The 23271-nt window shown below is 70.3% G+C and carries 24 protein-coding genes; 4 read left to right on the top strand and 20 right to left on the bottom strand.

Going from position 1 to position 23271, the window contains the following annotated elements; all coding sequences use genetic code 11:
* Positions 1 to 10: 10 nt before the first annotated feature.
* The 13 genes from nuoK to CLV68_RS05945 all read right to left on the bottom strand — a co-directional run bounded on the left by nuoK (position 11) and on the right by CLV68_RS05945 (position 13357).
* Entirely contained in the window at positions 11 to 310 is a 300-nt protein-coding gene (gene nuoK / locus CLV68_RS06005) for an NADH-quinone oxidoreductase subunit NuoK (protein ID WP_121389525.1), read from the bottom strand.
* Positions 307 to 1143, bottom strand: a complete 837-nt coding sequence (locus CLV68_RS06000) for an NADH-quinone oxidoreductase subunit J (RefSeq protein WP_121389524.1) — start codon at positions 1141 to 1143, stop codon at positions 307 to 309. Before CLV68_RS06000 ends, nuoK begins: the two co-directional genes overlap by 4 nt.
* On the bottom strand, positions 1140 to 1667 hold the full coding sequence (gene nuoI / locus CLV68_RS05995) for an NADH-quinone oxidoreductase subunit NuoI (protein ID WP_121389523.1): 528 nt from the start codon (positions 1665 to 1667) through the stop codon (positions 1140 to 1142). Before nuoI ends, CLV68_RS06000 begins: the two co-directional genes overlap by 4 nt.
* Positions 1664 to 2965: an NADH-quinone oxidoreductase subunit NuoH gene (nuoH, locus tag CLV68_RS05990; protein ID WP_121389522.1), complete on the bottom strand. Its 1302-nt coding sequence runs from the start codon at positions 2963 to 2965 to the stop codon at positions 1664 to 1666. Before nuoH ends, nuoI begins: the two co-directional genes overlap by 4 nt.
* Entirely contained in the window at positions 2962 to 5403 is a 2442-nt protein-coding gene (locus CLV68_RS05985; protein WP_121389521.1) for an NADH-quinone oxidoreductase subunit G, read from the bottom strand. The genes nuoH and CLV68_RS05985 overlap by 4 nt, the downstream gene beginning before the upstream one ends.
* The gene (gene nuoF / locus CLV68_RS05980) at positions 5400 to 6713 is read right to left on the bottom strand and encodes an NADH-quinone oxidoreductase subunit NuoF (protein ID WP_211346436.1); all 1314 of its coding nucleotides are present in this window, start codon (positions 6711 to 6713) and stop codon (positions 5400 to 5402) included. The genes CLV68_RS05985 and nuoF overlap by 4 nt, the downstream gene beginning before the upstream one ends.
* A complete protein-coding gene (gene nuoE, locus CLV68_RS05975; RefSeq protein WP_121389520.1) occupies positions 6710 to 7603 on the bottom strand; it encodes an NADH-quinone oxidoreductase subunit NuoE in 894 nt (297 codons plus the stop codon). Before nuoE ends, nuoF begins: the two co-directional genes overlap by 4 nt.
* Positions 7600 to 8922, bottom strand: coding sequence for an NADH-quinone oxidoreductase subunit D (locus CLV68_RS05970; RefSeq protein ID WP_121389519.1), 1323 nt, complete (start codon positions 8920 to 8922; stop codon positions 7600 to 7602). Before CLV68_RS05970 ends, nuoE begins: the two co-directional genes overlap by 4 nt.
* On the bottom strand, positions 8919 to 9713 hold the full coding sequence (locus tag CLV68_RS05965; protein ID WP_121389518.1) for an NADH-quinone oxidoreductase subunit C: 795 nt from the start codon (positions 9711 to 9713) through the stop codon (positions 8919 to 8921). Before CLV68_RS05965 ends, CLV68_RS05970 begins: the two co-directional genes overlap by 4 nt.
* Before the next feature lie 4 nt (positions 9714 to 9717).
* On the bottom strand, positions 9718 to 10269 hold the full coding sequence (locus tag CLV68_RS05960) for a NuoB/complex I 20 kDa subunit family protein (protein WP_092777490.1): 552 nt from the start codon (positions 10267 to 10269) through the stop codon (positions 9718 to 9720).
* A gap of 16 nt (positions 10270 to 10285) precedes the next feature.
* Positions 10286 to 10702, bottom strand: a complete 417-nt coding sequence (locus tag CLV68_RS05955; RefSeq protein ID WP_425426283.1) for an NADH-quinone oxidoreductase subunit A — start codon at positions 10700 to 10702, stop codon at positions 10286 to 10288.
* A gap of 730 nt (positions 10703 to 11432) precedes the next feature.
* On the bottom strand, positions 11433 to 12014 hold the full coding sequence (locus CLV68_RS05950; protein WP_246009682.1) for a hypothetical protein: 582 nt from the start codon (positions 12012 to 12014) through the stop codon (positions 11433 to 11435).
* Between the two features lie 50 nt (positions 12015 to 12064).
* On the bottom strand, positions 12065 to 13357 hold the full coding sequence (locus CLV68_RS05945; protein WP_121389517.1) for a geranylgeranyl reductase family protein: 1293 nt from the start codon (positions 13355 to 13357) through the stop codon (positions 12065 to 12067).
* 112 nt (positions 13358 to 13469) lie between these two features.
* On the opposite strand from CLV68_RS05945, the gene CLV68_RS05940 reads away from it, so the two are divergent.
* Positions 13470 to 14192: a DUF4328 domain-containing protein gene (locus CLV68_RS05940; protein WP_121389516.1), complete on the top strand. Its 723-nt coding sequence runs from the start codon at positions 13470 to 13472 to the stop codon at positions 14190 to 14192.
* On the opposite strand, the gene CLV68_RS05935 is transcribed toward CLV68_RS05940, so the two are convergent.
* From CLV68_RS05935 to CLV68_RS05925, 3 genes are read right to left on the bottom strand one after another with little or no spacing between them, the layout of a single operon-like run.
* On the bottom strand, positions 14189 to 14878 hold the full coding sequence (locus CLV68_RS05935; RefSeq protein WP_121390991.1) for a demethylmenaquinone methyltransferase: 690 nt from the start codon (positions 14876 to 14878) through the stop codon (positions 14189 to 14191). The two genes, CLV68_RS05940 and CLV68_RS05935, sit on opposite strands and share 4 nt — an antisense overlap.
* 35 nt (positions 14879 to 14913) lie before the next feature.
* On the bottom strand, positions 14914 to 16023 hold the full coding sequence (locus CLV68_RS05930) for a glycosyltransferase (RefSeq protein ID WP_121389515.1): 1110 nt from the start codon (positions 16021 to 16023) through the stop codon (positions 14914 to 14916).
* A 3-nt stretch (positions 16024 to 16026) separates the two neighbouring features.
* Positions 16027 to 17142, bottom strand: coding sequence for a glycosyltransferase family 4 protein (locus tag CLV68_RS05925; RefSeq protein ID WP_211346435.1), 1116 nt, complete (start codon positions 17140 to 17142; stop codon positions 16027 to 16029).
* A 177-nt stretch (positions 17143 to 17319) separates the two neighbouring features.
* On the opposite strand from CLV68_RS05925, the gene CLV68_RS05920 reads away from it, so the two are divergent.
* Genes CLV68_RS05920 through CLV68_RS05910 form a run of 3 tightly spaced genes read left to right on the top strand, consistent with a single transcriptional unit; the run spans position 17320 to position 19295 of the window.
* Positions 17320 to 18150, top strand: coding sequence for an inositol monophosphatase family protein (locus CLV68_RS05920; RefSeq protein ID WP_092777480.1), 831 nt, complete (start codon positions 17320 to 17322; stop codon positions 18148 to 18150).
* 19 nt (positions 18151 to 18169) lie between these two features.
* Positions 18170 to 18514 (top strand): YciI family protein, encoded by a 345-nt coding sequence (locus CLV68_RS05915; protein ID WP_121389513.1) that lies wholly within the window; start codon positions 18170 to 18172, stop codon positions 18512 to 18514.
* A gap of 28 nt (positions 18515 to 18542) precedes the next feature.
* On the top strand, positions 18543 to 19295 hold the full coding sequence (locus CLV68_RS05910) for an alpha/beta fold hydrolase (protein WP_121389512.1): 753 nt from the start codon (positions 18543 to 18545) through the stop codon (positions 19293 to 19295).
* Here the strand turns inward: CLV68_RS05910 and CLV68_RS05905 are convergent.
* Genes CLV68_RS05905 through paaC form a run of 4 tightly spaced genes read right to left on the bottom strand, consistent with a single transcriptional unit; the run spans position 19263 to position 23265 of the window.
* Complete coding sequence (locus CLV68_RS05905; protein ID WP_121389511.1) at positions 19263 to 20831, bottom strand: phosphoenolpyruvate--protein phosphotransferase; 1569 nt, start codon at positions 20829 to 20831, stop codon at positions 19263 to 19265. The genes CLV68_RS05910 and CLV68_RS05905 overlap by 33 nt on opposite strands.
* Before the next feature lie 9 nt (positions 20832 to 20840).
* Entirely contained in the window at positions 20841 to 21893 is a 1053-nt protein-coding gene (paaE, locus tag CLV68_RS05900; RefSeq protein ID WP_121390990.1) for a 1,2-phenylacetyl-CoA epoxidase subunit PaaE, read from the bottom strand.
* 2 nt (positions 21894 to 21895) lie between these two features.
* A complete protein-coding gene (gene paaD / locus CLV68_RS05895; RefSeq protein ID WP_121389510.1) occupies positions 21896 to 22387 on the bottom strand; it encodes a 1,2-phenylacetyl-CoA epoxidase subunit PaaD in 492 nt (163 codons plus the stop codon).
* Positions 22381 to 23265 (bottom strand): 1,2-phenylacetyl-CoA epoxidase subunit PaaC, encoded by an 885-nt coding sequence (gene paaC / locus CLV68_RS05890; protein WP_121389509.1) that lies wholly within the window; start codon positions 23263 to 23265, stop codon positions 22381 to 22383. Before paaC ends, paaD begins: the two co-directional genes overlap by 7 nt.
* Positions 23266 to 23271 lie beyond the last annotated feature (6 nt).

Here is a 23271-nt window from a genome sequence, read left to right as displayed (position 1 = left end):
GAGGTTCCCCTTAGTACTTCAGCAGGTTGGAATCGTCGACCGACGCGGTCCGGCGAGTCCGGAAGATCGACATGATGATCGCCAGACCCACCACGACCTCGGCCGCGGCGACGACCATCACGAAGAACGCCATGATCTGGCCGTCGAGGCTGCCGTTGATCCGCGCGAAGGTCACCAGCGAGAGGTTCACCGCGTTGAGCATCAGCTCGACGCACATGAACACCACGATGGCGTTGCGGCGCACCAGGACGCCGACGGCGCCGATGGTGAACAGCAGCGCGGACAGCAGCAGGTAGTACGTCGGGGTCACGACTCCTCCTTGCCTGGGGCGAGCGCGCGGGCGTCCGGGCCGGGCAGGGTGCCCGCGACGGCCTTGCGCTCCTCGTCGAGCTTGGCCGAGGCGGTCGCGTCGATGAGCCGCGAGAGCGACTCCTCGGCGACGGAGCCGTCCGGCAGCAGCGCCGGGGTGGCGACCGAGTTGGACGTGGCGAACACGCCGGGACCCGGCAGCGGCGACGGCCGGTCGTGCTCACCGCGGAAGCGGGCCTCGACCAGTTCCTTCTGGGTCTTGCGGCCGCGCACGTGCCGGTCGACGTAGCCGAGCACCATCGCGCCGACGGCCGCGGTGATGAGCAGCGCCGAGGTCAGCTCGAACGGGAAGACGTAGTCGGTGAACAGGGCCTTGCCGATGTTGTAGACGTTGCCCTGGCCGCCGTTGGCGGTCTCGCCTGCCAGCCCGACCGGCCGGACGTCGGTGAGCGCGCGGGCGACGGCGGCCACGATCAGCACCGCGAGGCCGACGCCGAACACCGTCGCCCACAGCCGCTGGCCGCGCAGCACCTCGACCACCGAGTCCGAGGAGTCCCTGCCCACCAGCATCAGCACGAACAGGAACAGCATCATGATCGCGCCGGTGTAGACGATGATCTGCACGAAGCCGAGGAACGGGCCCTGCTGGACCATGTAGATGACACCGAGGCTGAGCATGGTCAGCACCAGGAACAGCGCGGAGTGCACCGCGTTGCGGGCGAAGATCATGCCGAGCCCGCCTGCGAGGGCGAGCGGGCCGAGCACCCAGAACGCGATCGCCTCACCGGTGGTGACGTGGGTGGCCGCCGTCTGGGCCAGCAGCAGCGCGCTCACTTGGCCGCCTCCGCGTTGCGGGCCAGCTGCGGGCCGTTGACGTAGTAGTCCTGCTCGTTGTCGCCGAGCCGCATCGGGTGCGGCGGCTGCTCCATGCCGGGCAGCAGCGGCGCGAGCAGCTGCTCCTTGGTGTAGATCAGCCGCTGCCGGTCGTCGTCGGCCAGCTCGAAGTCGTTGAGCATGGTCAGCGACCTGGTCGGGCAGGCTTCGATGCACAGGCCGCAGCCGATGCAGCGCAGGTAGTTGATCTGGTAGTCGGCGCCGTAGCGCTCACCCGGGGAGTAGCGGTCGTCGTCGGTGTTGTCGCCGCCCTCGACGAAGATCGCGTCGGCCGGGCAGGCCCACGCGCACAGCTCGCAGCCGACGCACTTCTCCAGCCCATCCGGGTGCCGGTTGAGCTGGTGGCGACCGTGGTAGCGGGGCGCGGTGCCCGGGAAGTTCTCCGGGTACTCCTCGGTGACGACCTTCTTGAACATGGTCGAGAAGGTGACTCCGAAGCCCTTCAAGGGGTCGAAGATGCTCACTGCTCAGTCTCCTTCTGGGCACCCGCTGCGGCACCGACGGCGGCCTTCTCCCGCCTGCGGCGGACCCTCGGCTTGAGGTCGGCCTTGTCCGGGACCTTCAAGTCCAGCGGCGGGACCGGGTACCCGCCACCGGTGACCGGGACGACCGGGCCGTCCGACTTCGGCGCGCGTTCCGGCAGCAGGAACACCACGCCGACGAGGACAGCGAGCGCGATGCCGATGGTGACCAGGACGGTGCTGGAGGAGATGTCGTTCTCGTTGCGCAGCGCGCGCATGCCGACCACGAGCACGATCCAGACCAGGTTGGCCGGGACGAGGACCTTCCAGCCCAGCCGCATGAACTGGTCGTAGCGCATCCGGGGCAGCGTGCCGCGCAGCCAGATGAACACGAACAGGAAGATCCAGGTCTTGCCGAAGAACCACAACAGCGGCCACCAGCCGGTGTTGAAGTAGTTGTCGTCGATCAGCGAGATCGGCCACGGCGCCATGTACCCGCCGAAGAACAGCGTGGTGCAGAACGCGGAGACGATGACCATGTTGACGTACTCGGCGAGGAAGAACAGCGCGAACTTCATCGAGCTGTACTCGGTGTGGAAGCCGCCGACCAGCTCCGACTCGGCCTCGGGGAGGTCGAACGGCGCCCGGTTGGTCTCACCGATCATCGAGATGAAGTAGATGAGGAAGCTGGGGATCAGCAGGTAGAAGTACCACCCGCTGGCTTGCCGGTCGACGATGTCGCCGGTGGACAGCGATCCCGAGTAGAGGATGACGGCCACGATGGACAGTCCCATCGCGATCTCGTAGGAGATCACCTGCGCCGCCGACCGCAGACCGCCCAGCAGCGGGTACGGGGAGCCGGAGGCCCAGCCCGCGAGCACGATGCCGTAGACGCCCATCGACGAGCAGGCCAGCACCACCAGCACGCCGACCGGCAGGTCGACCAGCTGCAGCACGGTGCGCTCGCCGAAGATCGAGACCTCCGGGCCGAACGGGATCACCGACAGCGCCAGGAACGCCGGGATGGTGGACATGATCGGGGCCAGGAAGTAGACCTTCCGGTCCGCGGTGTCCGGGATGATCTGCTCCTTGAACGGGAGCTTGATCGCGTCGGCGATGGACTGGAACCAGCCGTTGGGACCGACCCGGTTGGGACCGGGTCGGTGCTGCATCCTGGCCACGATCTTGCGCTCCAGGATGATCATGGCCATCGTCGCCACCGCGCCGAGCAGCAGCAGCGCGACCGCCTTGATCAGGATGAGCCAGATCGGGTCGTCGGCCAGGAGTTGGGCCCTGGTCATGAATTGCCTCCAGTCACCGTCACCACGGCACCGTGGCCGACCCCGAGGGTCCTGCGCACGGTCGAGCCCGCGGAGTTGCCGGGCAGCCAGACGACGCCGTCGGGCAGGTCCGCGATCTGCACCGGCACGGTGACCGCGCCGCGGTCGGACGCCACCGTGGCGGTGCCCGCGACACCGAGATCGGTCGCGGTCTTGAGCGAGAGCCGGGCGTAGACCTGGCGGGCGGTACCGGCCAGGTTCGGCTCGCCGTCCTGCCCGGACCCGAGGTCGAGCAGCTGCCGCCAGCTGGCCAGCACGGCCTGCCCGGCACCGGCGCTCGGGGCCGCGGCGGCCGCGACCCGCGGGGCGCCAGCCGAGCGGGCGACCGAACCGAGCCTGGCCAGGTCGGCCGCGCTCGCGGCCGGGGTCTGGGTGAACAGGTCGACGTCCATCTCGACGGCGAGCGAGTCCAGGACCCGGCCGTCGGGCAGCGCGCCGGTGCCCTCCAGGGTGTTGCCGAACTCGCGGCGGCGACCCTCCCAGTTGAGGTAGCTGCCGGACTTCTCCACCGCGGGGGCGATCGGCAGCACCACGTCGGCCAGCGCGGTGACCGCGCTGTGCCGCAGTTCCAGGCTCACCACGAACCCGGCCTCGGCGATCGCGCGCAGCGCCAGCTCCGGGTCGGCCAGGTCGTACGGGTCGACCCCGCCGACCACCAGGCCGTCGAGCTTGTGGTTGTCGGCGGCGGCGAGGATCGCGTCGGTGTCGCGGCCCGGCGTCGCGGGCAGCGAACCGGCGGCCAGGCCCCAGGTCTGCTCGACCGCGGCGCGGGCGGCGTCGTCGGTGACCAGGCGGCCACCGGGCAGCAGGTTCGGCGCGGCACCGGCGTCGAGCGCGCCGCGCTCACCGGCCCGCCGCGGGATCCAGGCCACATTGGCGCCGGTCTCGCCAGCCAGCCGCAGCACCGCGCTGAGCAGGCCGGGCACCCCGGCGGCGCGCTCGCCGACCAGGATCACCGACCCGGCGGCACCGAGTGCCTCGGTGACGTCCGGGGCGTGCGCGGCCAGGCTGTCGAGCGCGGCGGGCTCGCTGCCGGGAACACAGGCGAGCAGCGTGCCGTTGGTCTTGGTGACGCTCGGCGTCGTCCACTGCCCGAGGTGGAAGACCTTCGTCCGGTTCTTGCGGGCCGCCTTGCGCAGCCGCAGGAAGACGATCGGCGCTTCCTCCTCCGGGTCGAGCGCGACCAGCAGCGCGGCCGGTGCGTGCTCGATGCCGGTGAAGGTCACCCCGGTCTCCGGGGTGGTGCCGACCACTGTGGACGCCAGGAACTCCAGCTCCTCGGCCGAGTGCGGCCGGGCCCGGAAGTCGATGTCGTTGGTGCCCAGCGCGATCCGGGCGAACTTGGCGTAGGAGTAGGCGTCCTCGACGGTCAGCCGACCGCCCGCGAGCACACCGACGCCCTTGCCGTCACGGGCCCGGATGAGGCCGGCGGCGGCCAGCTGCAGCGCCTCGGTCCAGCTGGACTCGACGAGCTGACCGGTGCCCGCGTCGCGCACCAGCGGCCGGGTGATCCGGTCCGGCTGGGTGCTGTAGCGGAACCCGAACCGGCCGCGGTCGCAGAGCCACTCCTCGTTGACCTCGGGGTCGTCGCCTGCCAGCTTGCGCATGACCTTGCCGCGCCGCCAGTCGGTGCGCTCCGCGCAGCCCGACGAGCAGTGCTCGCAGACGCTCGGGGTGGACACCAGGTCGAACGGGCGGGACCGGAACCGGTACGCCGCGCTGGTGAGCGCGCCGACCGGGCAGATCTGGATGGTGTTGCCGGAGAAGTAGCTCTGGAACGGCTTCTCCTCGGCGATGCCGATCTGCTGCTGGGCGCCGCGCTCGAGCAGCTCGATGAACGGGTCACCGGCGATCTGCGCGGAGAACCGGGTGCAGCGCTGGCAGAGCACGCAGCGCTCCCGGTCGAGCAGCACCTGGGTGGACACCGGGATCGGCTTGGCGAAGGTGCGCTTGGTCTCGACGAACCGGGACTCGGTGCGGCCGTGCGCCATCGCCTGGTTCTGCAGCGGGCACTCGCCGCCCTTGTCGCAGATCGGGCAGTCCAGCGGGTGGTTGATGAGCAGCAGCTCCATCACGCCCTGCTGCGCCTTGTCCGCCACCGGCGAGGTCAGCTGGGTCTTGACCACCATGCCGTCGGCGACGGTGATGGTGCAGGACGCCTGCGGCTTGGGCATCGGCCGCCCACCCATCTCCACCTCGACCAGGCACTGGCGACAAGCGCCAGCCGGTTCGAGCAGGGGGTGGTCGCAGAACCGCGGGATCTGGATGCCGAGGCGCTCCGCGGTGCGGATGACCAGCTCGCCCTTGGGGGCGTCCACCTCGTGGCCGTCGACGACCAGGCGCACGTGCCCCTCGGGCACCGGCCTGGTCGTGGTGGGGTTCTCGGGCGCGATGGTCATGACTGCGCTCCTGCGTAAGCCGGGGAGTCCTGCGCGGCGCGGTTCTGGTCGCAGAGCGCCAGGAACTCGTCGCGGAAGTACTTGATGCCGCTGGTGATCGGGCTGACCGCGCCGTCACCGAGCGCGCAGAACGACCGACCGAGGATGTTGTCGCAGATGTCGAGCAGGGTGTCGATGTCGGACTCGGTGCCCTTGCCGTCCACCATCCGCTCCAGGATCCCGGTGAGCCAGTAGGTGCCCTCGCGGCACGGGGTGCACTTGCCGCAGGACTCGTGCTCGTAGAACTGGGTCCACTTCATCACCGCCCACGGCACGGACACGGTCTCGTTGAAGACCATGACCGCGGTGGTGCCCAGCATGGAGCCCGCGGCGGCCGCGCCCTCGAAGTCCAGGGGGACGTCGAGGTGCTCGGCGGTGAACATCGGGGTGGACGAGCCGCCCGGGGTCCAGAACTTGAGCGGGACGCCGTCCTTCATGCCACCGGCCAGCTCCAGCAGCTCGCGCAGCGTGGTGCCCAGCGGCGCCTCGAACTGGCCGGGGTTGGTGACGTGCCCGGAGATCGAGTAGATCTTCGGGCCGGGCGACTTCTCGGTGCCCATGGTGCGGAACCAGTCCGAGCCGCCGTTGACGATGAACGGCACGCTGGCGATGGTCTCGACGTTGTTCACCGTGGTCGGCGCGGCGTAGAGACCGGCGGCGGCGGGGAACGGCGGCTTGAGCCGCGGCTGGCCACGACGGCCCTCCAGCGAGTCGAGCAGCGCCGTCTCCTCACCGCAGATGTAGGCGCCAGCCCCGGCGTGGACGGTGATCTCCAGGTCGAACCCGGAGCCCAGGATGTCCTTGCCGAGGTAGCCCGCCTCGTGCGCCTCGCGCACCGCCGCGTTGAGGCGGCGGATGCAGTGCAGCGCCTCGCCGCGCACGTAGATGAAGCAGTGGTGCGACCGCATCGCGTAGGAGGCGATGACGCAGCCCTCGATGAGCGAGTGCGGGTCGGCCATCATCAGCGGGATGTCCTTGCACGTGCCCGGCTCGCCCTCGTCGGCGTTGATCACCAGGTAGTGCGGCTTGTCCTCGTTGGGGGGCATGAACGACCACTTGATGCCCGCCGGGAAGCCCGCGCCGCCACGGCCGCGCAGCCCGGACGCCTTCACGAGTTCGACGAGCTGCTCTGGGGTGCCCGCGAGCGCCTTGCGCAGCGCGGTGTAGCCCTCGAGCTGCTCGTAGGTCTTGATCGACCACGAGGTCGGGGACAGCCAGCGCTTGGTCAGCACCGGCGTCACCGGGGCGGGCTTGTTCACCGGAGTCGTCACTTCTTCTCCCCTCCAGCAATACTCGAACCCGCACGCGGTTCTTCGGCAGGAAGGGGCGGGTTCGGCATGGCGGGCGCGGTCCAGCCGCGGTCCTCGGCCAGCTTGGCGCCGCGCAGGGTCTCCACCGCGGCCGACGGACCGTCCACAGAGGCCCGGTAGCCCGACTCGTCCGCAGGCCAGAACCCGGCCAGCTCCAACTCCGCGGTGCGGAAGTCGCGCAGCGGGGCACCCCGGGTCGGCGCGGGCTTCTCGCCGTTGCGCAGCGCGTCGACGAGGGCGACGGCCTTCTCCGGGGTCTGGTTGTCGTAGAACTCGTAGTTGACCTGGATGACCGGACCGAGGTCGCAGGCGGCCAGGCACTCGGCGTGCTCCAGGGTGATGGAGCCGGGCGCGCCGGGCTCCCCCGCGGTCTCGTTGTGGCCGACGCGCTTGCCGCCCTCGCCGAGGTGCTCGCCGAGCTTCTGGTAGATCTCGTCGCCGCCCAGCACCGCGCACAGGGTGTTGGTGCAGACGCTGACCAGGTGCTCGCCGCAGGTCTTGCGCTTGTACATGGTGTAGAAGGTCGCCACCGCGCTGACCTCGGCGGCGCTGAGGTCCAGCTGCAGGGCGCAGAACTGGATGCCCGCCTGGCTGACCCTGCCCTCGACCGACTGCACCAGGTGCAGCATCGGCAGCAGCGCCGAGCGCGCCTGCGGGTAGCGGGCGATGATCGCCTGCGCCCGCTCGACGGTCAGCGCGTCGAAGACGCCGAGGTCCTCGGCGGTGTCGGTGACCAGGTGCTCGGCCTCGACCGGGGAGACGGCCAGCACGTCGGTGTCACCCACCGACGCCTGGTGCGTCCGGCCTGCGCCGACGCTGGAGCCACCGTATGTGGAACCGGTGCTGCTCAACGGTCACACCCTCCCATCACGGGGTCGATCGAGGCGACGGCCGCGATCACGTCGGCGACCTGGCCGCCCTCGGACATCGCGGGCATCGACTGCAGGTTCACGAAGCTGGGTTCGCGCACGTGCACGCGCAGCGGCCGGGTGCCGCCGTCGGAGACCAGGTGGTAGCCCAACTCGCCGCGCGGGGACTCGACCGGCACGTACACCTGGCCTGCCGGGACGTGGAAGCCCTCGGTGACCAGCTTGAAGTGGTGGATCAGCGACTCCATCGACTGACCCATGATCTTGCGGACGTGCTCGAGGGAGTTGCCCATGCCGTCCGGGCCGATGGTCAGCTTGGCAGGCCAGGCGACCTTCTGGTCCTCGACCATCACCGGGCCCGGCTCGAGCTTCTTGAGCGCCTGGCTGATGATCCGCAGCGACTGGTGGATCTCCTCGACGCGCAGCAGGTAGCGGGCGAAGGAGTCGGCGTCGTTGGAGGTGGGGACCTCGAAGTCGTACTCCTCGTAACCCAGGTACGGCTCGGTCTTGCGCAGGTCCCACGGCAGGCCCGCGGAGCGCAGGATCGGGCCGGTGACCCCGAGCGCCAGGCAGGCGTCCACCGGGAGGTAGCCGACGTCCTTGAGCCGGTTGCGCCAGATCGGCTGACCGGTCAGCAGCTTGTCGTAGTCCGGCAGGCGCTTGTTCATCGTCTGCAGGAACTCTTTGACCTTGACCTCGTAGCCGTCCGGCAGGTCCTGGGCCACGCCACCGGGGCGGATGAACGCGTGGTTCATCCGCAGGCCGGTGATGAACTCCAGCACGTGCAGCGCTTCCTCGCGCTCGCGGAAGCCGGAGGTCATCGCGGTCAGCGAGCCCAGCTCCATACCGCCGGTGGCCAGCGCGACCAGGTGCGAGGAGATGCGGTTGATCTCCAGCAGCAGCACCCGGATGACCTGCGCCCGGCGCGGCGCCTCGATGCCGAGCAGCTTCTCCACCGCGAGGCAGTAGGCGGCCTCGTTGGACAGCGGCGCCAGGTAGTCCATCCGCGTCACGAAGGTGACGCCCTGGGTCCAGGTCCGGTACTCGCAGTTCTTCTCGATGCCGGTGTGCAGGTACCCGATCACGCTGCGGGCCTGGGTGACCGACTCGCCCTCGAGCTCGAGCACCAGCCGCAGCACGCCGTGCGTGGACGGGTGCTGCGGGCCGAGGTTGATGACGATGCGCTCGTCGTGGATGGCGTCCTCGAGGACGGTGTCCCAGTCGCCGCCGGTGACCGTGTAGACGCGGCCCTCGGTGGTGTCCCTCGAGCTCGCATCCTGGATGTTCTCGCTGGTGGTCACGAGTACGACCTCCGCTGGTCCGGCGGAGGGATCTCCGCGCCCTTGTACTCCACCGGGATCCCGCCGAGCGGGTAGTCCTTGCGCTGGGGGTGGCCGTCCCAGTCGTCCGGCATGAGGATCCGGGTCAGCGCCGGGTGGCCGTCGTAGACGATGCCGAACATGTCCCAGGCTTCGCGCTCCTGCCAGTCGGCGGTCGGGTAGACCTCGACCACCGAGGGGATGTGCGCGTCGTCCACGTCGACGGCGACCTCCAGCCGGATGCGGCGGCGGTAGGTCATCGACGTGAGGTGGTAGACCGAGTGGAGACGTTGTGGCACGTCCACCCCGTAGTCCACACCGGACACCGAGCTGCACAGCTCGAAGCGCAGCGCCGGCTCGTCGCGCAGCAGGCGGCACAGCGCGAGCAGGTGGTCGCGGTGGACGTAGTAGGTGATCTCGCCGCGGTCGACGGTGACCTGCTGGATGGCCTCGGCCGGGACCTCGCGGGTCGCCATGGCGGCGGTGAGGTCGTCGGTGAACTCGTCGAACCAGCCGCCGTAGGGGCGCTCGGCCGGGGCCGGGCTGTAGGCGGGCAGCACGAGACCGCCGAAGCCGGAGGTGTCGCCGGTGCCCGCGACGTTGAACATGCCCTTGCGGGTGCGACCGGCCTGGACCGGCTCGGCGGGCGCGTTGGTGTGCCCGGCGACGGCGGTGGGGTCGTTGAGCCCCTCGGCGGGCTGCTGGGCGCTGGAGTGCGCTGCGCCCGTCTCCTTGCCCGCGTCGGCTTCCGGTGTGGTGGGGTTGTCAGCCATCAGGTCACTTCTTCTTGGCGAACTTCACGGATGAGGCAATCAGTTCCGTGCGGGCACCGCTGGCCGCGCGGATCGCGGCGCGGGTCGCGTTGATCGGCTCGTCGCCGATCTTGGCGTGCAGCTTGAGGATCGCGTCGAGCAGCATCTCCGGCCGCGGCGGGCAGCCGGGCAGGTACATGTCCACCGGGACCACGTGGTCGACGCCCTGCACCACGGCGTAGTTGTTGAACATGCCGCCGGAGGACGCGCACACGCCCATCGCCAGCACCCAGCGCGGCTCGGCCATCTGGTCGTAGATCTGGCGCAGCACCGGGGCCATCTTGTTGGTCACCCGACCGGCCACGATCATCAGGTCCGCCTGGCGCGGCGAGGCCCGGAACGCCTCCATGCCGAACCGGGCGATGTCGTAGCGCGGGCCGCCGGTGGTCATCATCTCGATGGCGCAGCAGGCCAGGCCGAACGTCGCGGGCCACAGCGAGTTCTTGCGGCCCCAGTTCACCAGCTTCTCCAGGCTGGCCAACATGATGCCGTTGGGCAGTTTCTCCTCGATACCCATGTCCGTCCGCCCCCTTTCAGTTCCAGTCGAGCCCGCCGCGCCGCCACACGTAGGCGTAGGCGAAGCCGACTGTCGCGATGAACAAGAAGATCTCGACCAGGCCGAAGAGGCCGAGGAAGTCCGCCGACACCGCGAACGGGTAGAGGAACACCATCTCGATGTCGAAGAGGATGAAGAGCATGGCGGTCAGGTAGTACGCGACCGGGACGCGGCCACCACCGATCACCGGCTGCGGCGACGGCTCGATGCCGCACTCGTACGCGGCCACCTTGGCCCGGTTGTAGCGGCTGGGCCCGAGCAGCGGCCCGAGCAGCGCGGAGAACACGGCGAAGCCTGCGGCCAGCACGAACATGACCACCAAGGGCAGGTAAACGCCCAGGTTGGACACCACATCCGGCGGCTGCGCCACCGGCGTCTGGGCTAGCTCCGTCAGCAATGGCCTAAGCGTGGGCACCCTCGTCGTCCTTTCCCGCGTCCTCGGCCGGAACCCTATGGTCCCCGGTTCCGACCACCGTTTGTTAGGCTTGCCTAACCCACGGTGTGCCGAGCTTGTGAAAACATTCACAAGCTCGGCTCGGAGTTGTGAACGGCCTCACAGGCATCGGGGCCAGTGTAGGACCTTGCTCACAGCCGGAAACCGGACCCCCTCGGCAACTCTCCGTGAACACTCGATGATCCTTCCCGCTGCCCTGACCAGCGCTAACACACCGCTTGCACCAGCTAACAGACCAATTCGAGAACTCTGCGAATGAATTCTGGTGCGCAGTACGGAATCGCGCAGTCCAGCCACACAACCGAGTGATAGAGCCGAACTCGACACGCGGAATACCCACCCGACCCAGTAGCTTGACCGCCGAGAGTCCGGCGCCGTGGGCGGCGGACGAGCCGTGCGGTCAGGTGCTCCCCGGGGCAGACCGGGACCCTGACCACGCGCACCAGAGGAGTCTCCCGTCGTGGGCGGGTGGCGAGTCGTAAGGCCAGGTGCAACCGGGGTATACCGGGACCCTGGCCCTGCGCAACCACTCTTCCGGGTAACTCCGGAGAGGACTGGCGTTTGGTACGCTGGTCACGAGAGTCCAGCGTCGTGGGCGGTGGGCGAGTCGCAAGGCCAGGTGCACCTGGGGCAAACCGGGACCCTGGCCTTACGCATGTCCTGCGTTGGTTCAGCAGCCTGTGAGTACCTCGAACTCCTTGATGCGCGACGCCAGCAGGTCTCGACACGCGTGGTCACCCAAGAGATGAGCGCGAACCGCGCCAGCGACCACATCAGCCGCCCAGAACAGCGGCTCTTCGGCGCCGGGCACATGCGCGACCCGGAAAGCGGCCCTCTTGGGAAGATTGAAGCGCGCCCCTACGACGGTCTGCACGTCACGCTGGTTCAGCACAGGCGTTCGGCTCTCCACGAACAACTCGGAAACACCCTGTCCGTGCAGTTCTGTGACAAGTCGCTCCAGGCACTTGGCACGAGCCCGCTCGTGCCTCTTGCGGGGGACCGGCGCGCCGACGACAACGAGGTTGAGTCCGCCCAGGTCATGAACTGCGGCTGCGGCCCGGAGTCGTTGGCGACCATCCATCTGGTGCCAGTGCAGCTTCTTTGCGTGCCTGGGGCCCCGAAGTCGCACCAGCCCGTGTCTCGCTTCGTCAAGACGGCCTGCTTCGAACAGGGCAGCCGCGAGAACGTAGAAGCCACCCTCATCAGTCTCAAGGAAGGACTCGTCGGCGAAGGCTTGGGGGGTGGGGAGCACCGAGTAAGGCTAGGGACTCGACAACTCCTCACCCGATCGAGGCATACGGGTCAGGCGCTGGGGGTGAGGCGGGTGGCGGCGGTGATGATGCGGTCGTAGGCGTCGCCGTCTTTGGGGTCGTAGAGGCCGGCGAGGAGCTTCAGGACGAGCTTCATCAGGGTTTTGCGGGGCAGGCCGTACTTGGTGGCGATGCTCATGACGGTGGGGTTGCCGATGAGGCGGGAGAAGGTGTTGCCGAGGCGGTAGTAGCTGCCGAGGGCCTGCTTCATCGCGACCGGGTAGCCCTCCAGGGCGCGTTCGCGGGCCGGGCCCTCCGCGCGGGCCAGGGCCTGGACGACGATCTCGGCGGCGATGCGGGCCGATTCCATGGCGTAGCCGATGCCCTCGCCGTTGAACGGGTTGACCATGCCGCCCGCGTCGCCGACCAGGAGCAGGCCGTCGCGGTAGTGGGGGGTGCGGTTGAAGCCCATGGGCAGTGCGGCGCCGCCGACCTTGCCGATGGCGTTGGGTTCGCGGAAGCCCCACTCCTCGGGGGTGCCGTCGAGCCAGGAGCGCATCAGCTGGCGGTAGTCGGTGCTGCCGAACGCCTTAGAGGTGGACAGGATGCCGAGGCCGACGTTGACCGTGCCGTCGCCCATGCCGAAGATCCAGCCGTACCCGGGCAGCAGCACCGGGTTCTCCGGGTCGGAGCGGTCCCACAGCTCCAGGTGGGACTCCAGGTAGTCGTCCTTGCTGCGCGGCGAGGCGTAGTAGCGGCGGACCGCGACCCCCATGGGGCGGCTGTCCGTCTTCTCCATGCCCACCGACAGCGCCAACCGGGCAGACACACCGTCGCAGGCCAGCACTAGAGGCGCGCGGTAGGTCACCGGCGCCTTGTCCGGGCCCGCCTTGGCGCTGACCCCGACGATCCGGCCGTTCTCGACGATCGCGCCGGTCACGGTGGTCTGCTCCAGCAACCGGGCACCGGCGCGCTGGGCGGTGCGGGCGAGCATCTCGTCGAAGTCCTGGCGGGGCCGGACCACGCCGTACGGCGGGAAGGTGGCCAGGTCGGGCCAGTCCAGCTCCAGGGTGACGCCACCGCCGACGACGCGCAGGCCGCGGTTGTGCAGCCAGCCCGCCTCCTCGCGGGTGTCGATGCCCAGGTCGATGAGCTGCTTGACCCCGCGCGGGGTCAGCCCGTCGCCGCAGACCTTCTCCCTGGGGAAGGTGCTCTTCTCCAGCAGCAGCACGTCGAGCCCGGCCCTGGCCAGGTAGGTCGCCGCGGTGGACCCGGCGGGACCGGCGCCGACCACGATGACCTCAGCGTCCTCGCCAGCCTTGCGGCGGCCGACAGTCGTGCTCATCGCGCTCCTTGTGAAAGCCTTCACGTACCCGGTCGAGTCTAGAGGGAACTGAAACGCCCGGACTGTGATCAGCGATCCACCGGGGACGCGCAGGGACCAGGAGAGGCCACCGATGACGGATCCAGACCAGGCCACCCCGGCGTTCGGCATCCCCGTGGTGCAGCTCCCACCAGATCTTCCCCGAGCGAAACCCGCGCGCGCCGCCCGGTTCGTCGCGTCCGCTCTTATCCTGCTCAGCACTGCCGTGGCCCTCTTAACGGCGTGGCAGTCATGGCGGTCGTATTGGCTGGTCAGGGACGTGTACTCGGTAGTGCCAACGGTCACCGAGGAGCAACTTCGGGTGGCCACCGAACGCACCAACATCTTGTCTTACGCCTGGCTGGCCGGGGTGGCGCTGTCCGGCATCGCCTTCCTGGCGTGGCTGTGGCGAGCACGGATCAACTCGGCCCGCATCTGCGACGCACCGCAGCGGCTGCGCATCCGGTGGTCCGTCCTGGCCTGGGTAGTCCCGATCGGCAACCTGTGGCTCCCGCAGATGGTCGTGGGCGACGTCTGGCGCGCGAGCAGGCCGGACACCCCCGCGCGAGGCGGTGACCTGCGGAAAGTTCCCCCGAGCAAGCTGATCGCGATCTGGTGGGCGCTGTTCGTCCTGATGCACGCCGTCGACCTGTTCGCGGTGAACCTCCTCACCCGCGACAGCTCCGTGACCACCTTCGAGTCCGTCTTCTTCGCCAACTCGATCAGCGGCGCCCTCGCCGTCCTGACCGCCCTGTCCATCCTGATCGTCATGCGCCGCGTGGACCGCTGGCAGCACGACCGCGAGATGATCCGCTAGGCCGGGTTGGTCGCGCGGTGCAGTGCCACGACGCCGAAGGTCAGGTTCAGCCATTCGACGTCGTGCCAGCCTGCGGTGGCGATGAGTTGGGCTACGGAGCGTTGGTCGTGCCAGTCGCGCATTGACTCGGCGAGGTAGGAGTAAGCCTCGCTGTTGGACGAGAACGGCTTGGTGATCAGAGGGAGTCCGCGCAGGACTGTGTTGCGGTAGAGCCAGCGCAGGGGGCGTAGTGGGGGCTGTGAGACCTCGCAGATGACGAGGCGGCCGCCAGGGCGGACCACGCGGCGCATCTCGGTGAGGGCGGCGACGGTGTCGTTCATGTTGCGCAGGCCGAAGGACACGGTGACCGCGTCGAAGGCGCCGGTGGCGAACGGCAGGTGGAAGGCGTCCGCGGCGACCCTGGGCACGCCCCGGTCGGCGCCGCCGCGCAGCATCTCCAGGGAGAAGTCGGCCGCGACGCACCAGGCGCCGGAGCGGGCGTACTCCACCGTGGACACGGCGGTCCCGGCAGCGAGGTCGAGCACCTTCTCCCCCGGCGCTGCGTCGAGCACCTGGCGGGTGATCTCGCGCCAGCGGCGGTCGAAGCCCATCGTCATCACCGTGTTGGTGCGGTCGTACCCCTTGGCGACCCCGTCGAACATCACGGCGATGTCGCGGGGGTCCTTGTCCAAACCGGCGCGAGCCATCATGTGCGCAGACTACGAGGCTCTGTGCAATCGCGTCATGCCAGGCTCAATGCGGTGAGCATCCCCCGCACGGAGCTGGGCCAGCCGAACTGCTCCGCGCGTGCCCTGGCTGCCGCGCGCCGGTCCTGTTCCGGCAGGGATAAGAGGCCCTCGACGGCGCCAGCGAACGCGGGCGCGTCGTCGGAAACGGCCTGACCACAGTCGGGCCTGACGATCTCCGGTAGCGCTGACGACTCGGACACCACGACAGGCGTGCCGGATGCAAGGGCCTCTAGAGCGGCCAGCCCAAACGTCTCGTGCGGACCAGGGGCCAGGGAGACGTCGGCGGTAGCGAGTAGACGGGCGACGTCAGCGCGGTCGGCGACGAAGCCCAGGAAGGTCACCGGTAGACCTGCCGCGCGCCTGCGCAGCGACGCCATCTTCGGGCCGTCACCAGCCACTACGAGCCTCGCCTTCGTACCTGTGGCGTGCAGCTCGGCCAGGGCGTCGATGCTGCGGTCGACGTGCTTCTCCGGGGAGAGGCGGCCGCAGTGGACCAGCAGGGCGTCAGCGCCTCTTGCGAGTTCTGAGCGAAGGGCGCTGTCGCGGCGGGTGGGGGTGAACGTCGTCAGGTCGACGCCGAGCGGGACGCGGGCGACGTTGGTCACGCCGATACGGTCGAACTCGGCTCGGGCGAACCCCGTGGTGCATACGACGGTGTCGTAGTTGGCGGCCATGCGTCGGTTAGCGGCATCCGCGACGGACCGAGCTACCACGCCAGGGAGCAGGAACTGCTGCAGTAGCCGATCAAGCCGTTCGTGGGAGATGACCACGCTCGGGATCCCACGCTCAGCGGCCCACCGGCCCATACCGCGCAAGGTGAGCCTGTCTGACACCTCCAGCCGATCCGGTTTCAGCCTGGCCAGGAGGGCCGATACACGGAGTGGGTCCACAGCGCGGTAACCACCGGTGCCGGGGATGTGCGGAGCAGGCAGGGTTATCCGGCGGACCCCGGTCGACAGCCACTCGTCGCCGGTACGCCTACCGGGCACGACCAGTACGACCTCGTGCCCGCTGGCCACGTAACCCGCGCCGAGGTGGTGCAAAGCAGTGCGCAGGCCGCCTGAGCGTGGGCCGTAGAAGTTGGCGAGCTGCACGATCCGCATGGCTTACGCGGCCTTCGACCTTCTTCCCAGCGCCACCGCGTCGTAGTGCCCGAGGAGTTCCTCGCACACCGCGCTCCAGGTTCTGCTGAGCACCGCCGCCCTGCCTGCCGCCCCCATCCGGCGGCGCAACAACGCGTCGGTGAGCCTGCCGACGACGGGGACGAGCTGCTCGGCGAAGTGGTCCGGGTCGAGCAGGAAGCCGGTACGGCCGTGGTCGACCAGGTCACGCGGGCCACCAGCGTCAGGCGCGACCACCGGCAGTCCGGACGCCATCGCCTCTTGCACTGCCTGGCAGAACGTCTCGTGTGGGCCGGTGTGCACGAACACGTCCAGGCTCGCGTACGCGGCAGCCAGGTCAGAGCCGTCGCGGAAGCCGAGGAACGCTGCGTTGGGCATCCGCTCTCGCAGCGCCTTCGACTCGGGCCCGTCACCTACGACCACGACCCGCACCCCAGGCAGCGCGTCGATCGCGGCTAGATGCTCGACCCGCTTCTCTGGCGCGAGCCGTCCCACGTAGCCGACCAGGAGTTCGCCGTTAGGGGCTAGCTGGGAGCGCAGCGAGCGGTCGACGTGCTCCGGGGCGAACCGGCGGATGTCGACGCCACGCGCCCAACGGTGCACGCGGGGCACACCGTGTCTGGTCAGGTCAGCCACAGCGGCGGACGACGGCGCCAGGGTCCGGTCCGCACCCGAGTGCAGCCTACGAATCCACCGCCACGCCGCCCGCGACCCGCGACTCAAGCCGTAGGACGCGGCAAACCCGGCGACATCGGTCTGATAGACGGCGACGGTAGGCACCCCGAGCCTCTTAGCCGCCCACAGCCCCCCTGCGCCGAGCACGAACGGTGACGCCAAGTGGACGACATCCGGGTCGAACTCGGCCAGGTCAGTCAGCACCTTGGGCGTGGGTAGACCTATCGGCAGGGAGGTGATCCCTGGCAGGTCGACCGCGCGGACCCGGACGACGTCCGCGCCGAGGTGGCGGTCCGGTCCGGCACCGGGAGCGATCACCATCGCCCGGTGTCCGCGCTGGTCGAGGTGTTCGAGCACCCGCAGGACGGAGTTGGTGACGCCGTTCACCTGGGGCAGGAAGCTCTCGGTCACGATGGCGACGCGCACGGGAGCGACCGTCGCACCCCGCGCCGTCATCGGGGTGGGCGACCGCGTGACGGCGCGGCGAACGACACCGGAACAGCGGGTGGGTACCGCCGGAATGACCAACCTTGGCCTGGCGCTACCCGGCTTTTCATGTTCCGGACGCGCCCCGGCCACACGGTGTGGTCACTCTAGGTTGGCATGACGCTCTTGTCCTCCCGCTCGCGCAAGCCGGTGGAGCCGGGGCTGCTCTCACGAGCCTTGGAGATCGCGGGCCGCCTGGCCAACGACGCGACCGATGTGATCACCGCGACCGCGGGCCGCGGTGCCAGACCGGTGGTGCTCGACTCGCCGTTCGACTGGGTGACCGACACCGACCGCATCCTGGAGCGGCACACCCGCCGGGTGCTGACCGCCGAGTTCCCCGGCATCCCGGTGGTGGGCCAGGAGTTCGGCGCCGACCTCGGCTCGGACGAGTCCGAGTACCGCTGGGTGGTGGACCCGGTCGACGGCACCGCCAACTACATCGCCGGGGTCCCGTGGTGCGCTTACAGCCTCGCGCTCGTCGACGCCGAAGGTCCGGTCGTCGGTGTAGTGGCCGACCCGTATAGAGGCCAGATCTACGCGGCGGCGCGCGGACGGGGTGCACGGGCCAACGGGGTGCGCGTCCAACTGACCGACCGGACGTCCACGGCGGGCACGATCGTGTGCACCGAACTGGCCAAGACCGGCCCGTGGCCGGGTATGGGCGGTTTCATCGAGCGGGCCGCGGCCGCACACGCCGGAGTCCGGGTCCTGGGTTCGGCCGCGCTCGCGGTCACCCAGGTGGCCCTCGGCCACGCGGCGGCGGCGGTCCTGCACAGCTACCACGAGTGGGACGTGGCAGGCGCGGTCGCACTGGCGCTCGAGTCCGGTGCGGCGGTGCTCGACCGACGCGGCGAGGACGCCCCGCTGCCGGTGGACGGGCTGCTGGTGGCCGCCCCGGGCGTGGCGGAGACCGTCCTGTCGTGGTGGCAGGAGACCGCCGTCTGACCTGGTGGTGGGATGGGGCATGCGCTACCTGATGCTCATCGCGGGCCAAGCAGCGGACTACGCCACCGCCGACATGTCCGACTGCCCGACCTGGCGCGACGACATGCTCCGCCGCGGCGTGCTGCTGGCCTGCGAAGGGCTGGTGGCGGCCGCGGAAGCCACCACGGTACGGGCCCGCGGGGACGCCGTCCTGCGGACCGACGGCCCCTTCGCCGAGACCAAGGACCAGATCGGCGGGTACGCGCTCCTGGAGTGCGCCGACCTGGACGAGGCGGTCGAGGTGGCGTCGACGGATGTTGAGCGGCGGTTTCTGACTAAGAGGATGCTGGGTGTCCGTTCCCGCTCGACTCGTTCGTCGTCCTGACGAGACGCGGACTCAATGGGAGAGACACATGCAGACAGTTCACTCGTCGGACGGCACGGCTATCGCGTACGAGGCCGTAGGTAGCGGTACCCCGGTGGTGCTGGTCGGTGGCGCCTTCAACGACCGCAACTCGACTGCGGGATTGGGGGCGTTGCTGGCGGAGGCAGGCTTGACGGCTGTCTCTTATGACCGGCGGGGTCGGGGCGGCAGCACCGACACGCAGCCGTACGCGGTCGAGCGGGAGATCGAGGACTTGGCGGCCGTACTCGCTGCCGTGGGCGGTAGTGCTGTCTACGGCATGTCATCCGGTGGCATCTTGGCCCTCTTGGCCGCCCACCACGGGCTCTCCATCACCCGCGCCGCCGTCTACGAACCGCCGTTCAACGACGACCCCTCCGAGGACTTCGCCAACGCCCAAGCCGCCCGGGCCGCGTCCGGCAACCGCGACGAGGCCGTCGAAGTCTTCCTCACCACCACCGGCATGCCACCTCAGGCGATCGACAACATGCGCCAAGGCCCGGCATGGCCTTACCTCGTCGGTCTAGCCCACACGCTCTCCTACGACGCCCACATCGTCGCCCGTGGTTCGACCGCCGCCCTCACCACACTCGCTACCCCCACCCTCGTCGTAGACGGCGACGCCAGCCCGCCCTTCCTCCGCAACGCCGCTAAGACCCTTTCCGCGGCCCTCCCCAACGCGACCGCGGTCTCCCTCCCAGACCAAACCCACAATGTCGACATCCAGGTCCTAGCCCCGGAGTTGGCCCGCTTCTTCGGCTAGCCGCCGGGCCGTCGCACGAGCCTCGGCGGGTGTGGTGGCCCGGCGGACGGCGGCGGCCAGTTCGCGGCACTGGGGCAGCGTGTGGGCGGCCAACGCGGTGCGGACGGCGGGCAGGCTGACCGGAGCCATCGACAGCGCGCCGATCCCCATGCCCGCGAACACCAGCGCCAGCAACGGGTCCGCGGCCGCCTCGCCGCACACGGAGACGGGCTTGGGGATGGTCGCCACGTGGGCGATGAGGTCGAGCAGGGCCGGTTGCCACGGGTCGAGGAGGTCGGCCAGGTCGGTCAGCTGCCGGTCGGCGGCGAAGGTGTACTGGGCCAGGTCGTTGCTGCCGATGCTGAGGAAGTCGACCTCGGCGGCGATGTCACCTGCGCGGAGGGCGGCGGCAGGAACCTCGATCATGGCGCCCGCGGTGCTCAGGCCGTGTTCGCGGGCCGCGGTGGCGAACGCGGCGGCCTCGGTGGCGGTGGTGATCATCGGGGCCATCACCCACGGGGTGGCGCCGGTGTCGGCCGCGGCGCGGGCCAGCGCCTCCAGCTGGTCGCGCAGCAGGTCGGGGCGGGCGCGGGCGATGCGGAAGCCGCGGATGCCCAGCGCGGACCCGGTCGCGGCGTACGGGATCGGCTTGTCCGACCCGGCGTCCAGGGTGCGGACGACGACCTTGCGGCCGACCAGCGGGGCCAGCACCTCCCGGTAGGCGGCCTGCTGCTCGCGCACGGTCGGTGGGCGGGACCGGCCGAGGAACAGGAACTCCGTGCGGACCAGCCCGACCCCTTCGACACCGGGCACCGGGTCGGGGCCGCCGATGTTGGCCAGGAGCTCGACCCGGTGCCCGTCGGCGGTGCGGCCGGGGCCGATGTCGAGCAGGGTGCGCGCGGTGACCGGGACCGGGTCGGTGCGGACCACCCCGGCGTCCCCGTCGACCTGCACCACCTGTCCGTCCACGAAGGACCCGGCGCAGCCCACGACGGCCGGGATGCCCAGCGCCTTGGCCAGGATCGCGGTGTGGCTGGTCGGGCCGCCGCGTTCGGTGACGATGGCCAGCACCTGGGCCGGGTCGAGCAGCGCGGTGTCGGCGGGCGCGAGATCGGGGGCGACGAGGACGTACGGGTGCCCCGGCGACGGCGGGCCGGGCACGGGCCGGTCGAGGAGCCAGGCCACCGCGCGGTCGCGGATGTCGTCGAGGTCGGTGGTGCGCTCGGCCAGGTAGCCGCAGGCGAGCAGCGCGCGGTACTCGCCGATCGCGCTGTCGACGGCCCAGGCGGCGGGTTGCGTGCGGGCCAGGTCGGCGATCCGGTCGGCGAGGCCCGGGTCGCGGGCGATCATCGCGGTCGCGGCCAGGATGTCGGACCCGGTCCGCTCGGCCCGCCGGTCCAGCTCGGCGGCGACGTGCTCAAGCGCGGCGGCAGCGCGACCTGGCTCGTCCGGCCCGAGACCGGGCGCGGTCGTCGGCAGCACCGGCCGCGCCCCGAACCGCGCCACCGGCCCCGTCGCCACACCCGGGCTGGCACCAATCCCCCGACGAGTGCTCACCCAGCCAACCTACGCGTCGAAGTCCACCGTGACGGTGTCGCTTTCCGGTAGGCCCTGGCAGGTCAGGACAAAGCCGGCGTCCAGTTCGTGTTGCTCTAGGGCGTAGTTGCGGCGCATCCGCACCTCGCCGGTGACTACCTTCGCCCGGCAGGTGCCACACACCCCACCGCGACAAGCGAACGGAAGATCGGCGCGGATGCGTTGTGCGGCGTCGAGGATGGGTTCGTCATACGGCAGCGACAGGGTTGTCTCGCGGCCGTCGAGGATCACGGTGACCGAGGCGGTAGGGCCATCGACGCCCTGTTCGACCCGCTTGGGCTCCGGCGGGGGCTCGTCGACGTAGAAGAGCTCGCGGTGCACGCGGTCGGTGGGCACGCCCCGGGCGGTCAGCAGGGCGGAGGCGTCCTGGACCAGGCCGAACGGGCCGCACAGCCACCAGTGGTCGATGTCGCGCGCGGGCACCACCCGGTCGAACAGCTCGCCGAGCCGGGCCGCGTCGAGCCTGCCGGAGAACAGCTCGACGTCGCCGGGTTCGCGGGACAGCACGTGCACCAACTGGAGCCGGTCCGGGTAGCGGTCCTTGAGGTCGGCGAGGTCCTCGGCGAACATCACGGTGTCGCTGCGGCGGTTGCCGTAGAGCAGGGTGACCCGGGTGGTCGGGTCGGCGAGCACGGTGGCCGCGATCGACAGCACCGGCGTGATGCCCGATCCGGCGGCGACGAAACCGTGGTGGCTGCCCGGTTCGACGACCGGGGTGAAGGTGCCCTGCGGCGGCAGGACCTCCAGCGTGTCGCCCGCCGTGAGTGAGTCGACCAGGTGCGCGGAGAACAGGCCGCCCTCGACCCGGCGCACGCCGATCCTGGGGGCGGCGCCGACCGGTGCGCAGATCGAGTACGACCGGCGCTCCTCGCGGCCGTCGACGTCCTGGCGCAGCGTCAGGTACTGGCCCGCGCGGAAGGCGAACCGGTCGCCGAGCTCTGCGGGCACGGCGAAGGTGATCGCGACCGCGTCGTCGCAGAGCCGGTCGACGTGGGCGACCGGGAGGGAGTGGAAGGCGCGCACGGTCACAGTTCCTTGATCTGCTCGAACGGTTCCCGGCAGTCCTCGCACCGGCGCAGGGCCTTGCAGGCGGTCGACCCGAACCGCGACAGCTCAGTGGTGCGCATCGATCCGCACAGCGGGCACGGCACGCGCCGCGACGGCGGCTCCAGGTTCAGCGGCACCGGCCCCACCGCGTGCGGTCCGATCCGCTGCGGCGGCGCGATCCCGTGGTCGGCCAGCTTGCGCAGCCCGTCCTCGCTGATCCAGTCCGTCGTCCACGCCGGGTGCAGCACCGTGCGGACCTCGACGTCGGCGTACCCGGCCGCGGCCAGCCGGGACACCAGGTCAGCGCGCATCTCGTCCATGGCGGGACAGCCGGAGTAGGTCGGGGTGATCGTCACCGTCACCCGGTCACCGTCCTCCCGCACGTCGCGCAGCACCCCGAGGTCGGCCAGCGTCAGCACCGGCAGCTCGGGGTCGAGCACCTGCTCGGCCACCTGGCGCGCGCTCACCAGACCGCTCCCGGCATCGAGCGGGCGATGTGCTGCATCTCAGCGAGCAGGAAGCCCATCGCCTCGGTGTGGATGCCGTCGCGGCCGGACTGCCCGGCGAGGGGGGCGACCTGCCTGGTCTCGGGGCGCTCAAGGCCGGACGCGGTCAGCACGGTGCCGATGACCTGGTCGAACTCCGCGCGGAGCGCGGCGGGGTCGACCGCGACACCGGGCAAGGCGGCCTCGACGGGATGCGTGGCGAAGAGCTCGTCGGTGAACGCCCACACCGTGGCCAGGCCCTCGACGATCCGCTCGCGCGAGTACTCCGTGCCCCCCGCCAGCCGCAGGACCCACTGGGCGGCGTGGTCGCGGTGGTACGCCAGTTCCTTCACGCCCTTGGCGGCGACGGCGGCCAGCACCGGGTCCGCCGACCCCACCAGCCGCTGCAACAGCGCGAGCCGCCAGGTCGAGAACACCAGCAGCCGGGCGATCGTGGTGCCGAAGTCGCCTCCGGGCCCCGGGCCGCAGTCGATCTCGGCGAGGCGGACGTTGCGGAAGGCGCGTTCGTCGCGCAGGTAGGCCAGCGCGTCCTCGTCGCGGCCTGCGCCCTCGACCTCGGCGGCCCGGGAGAGCAGCAGCCTGGCCTGGCCCAGCAGGTCGAGGGCGATGTTGGCCAGCGCGACGTCCTCCTCCAGCTCGGGCGCGCGCGAGCACCACTCGGCGAGGCGCTGCGAGTAGATGAGCGCGTCGTCGCCGAGCATCAGGCAGTACGCGGTGAGGGCTTCCCGGTCGACGGCGGGGATGTCGCGGCCGACGCCGGTGAGGGCGTCGGTGAAGCCCGTGCCGAACGCCCAGTGCTTCTCCTCGCCCGCATCGGTGAGGCCGTCGTAGGCGTTGTCCATGCGGTT

The organism is Actinokineospora cianjurensis, assembly GCF_003663795.1.
Taxonomy (GTDB): Bacteria; Actinomycetota; Actinomycetes; order Mycobacteriales; family Pseudonocardiaceae; genus Actinokineospora; species Actinokineospora terrae.
Note: the sequence above shows the minus strand (reverse complement) of the source record. Positions and strands in the feature narration are given on the sequence as shown.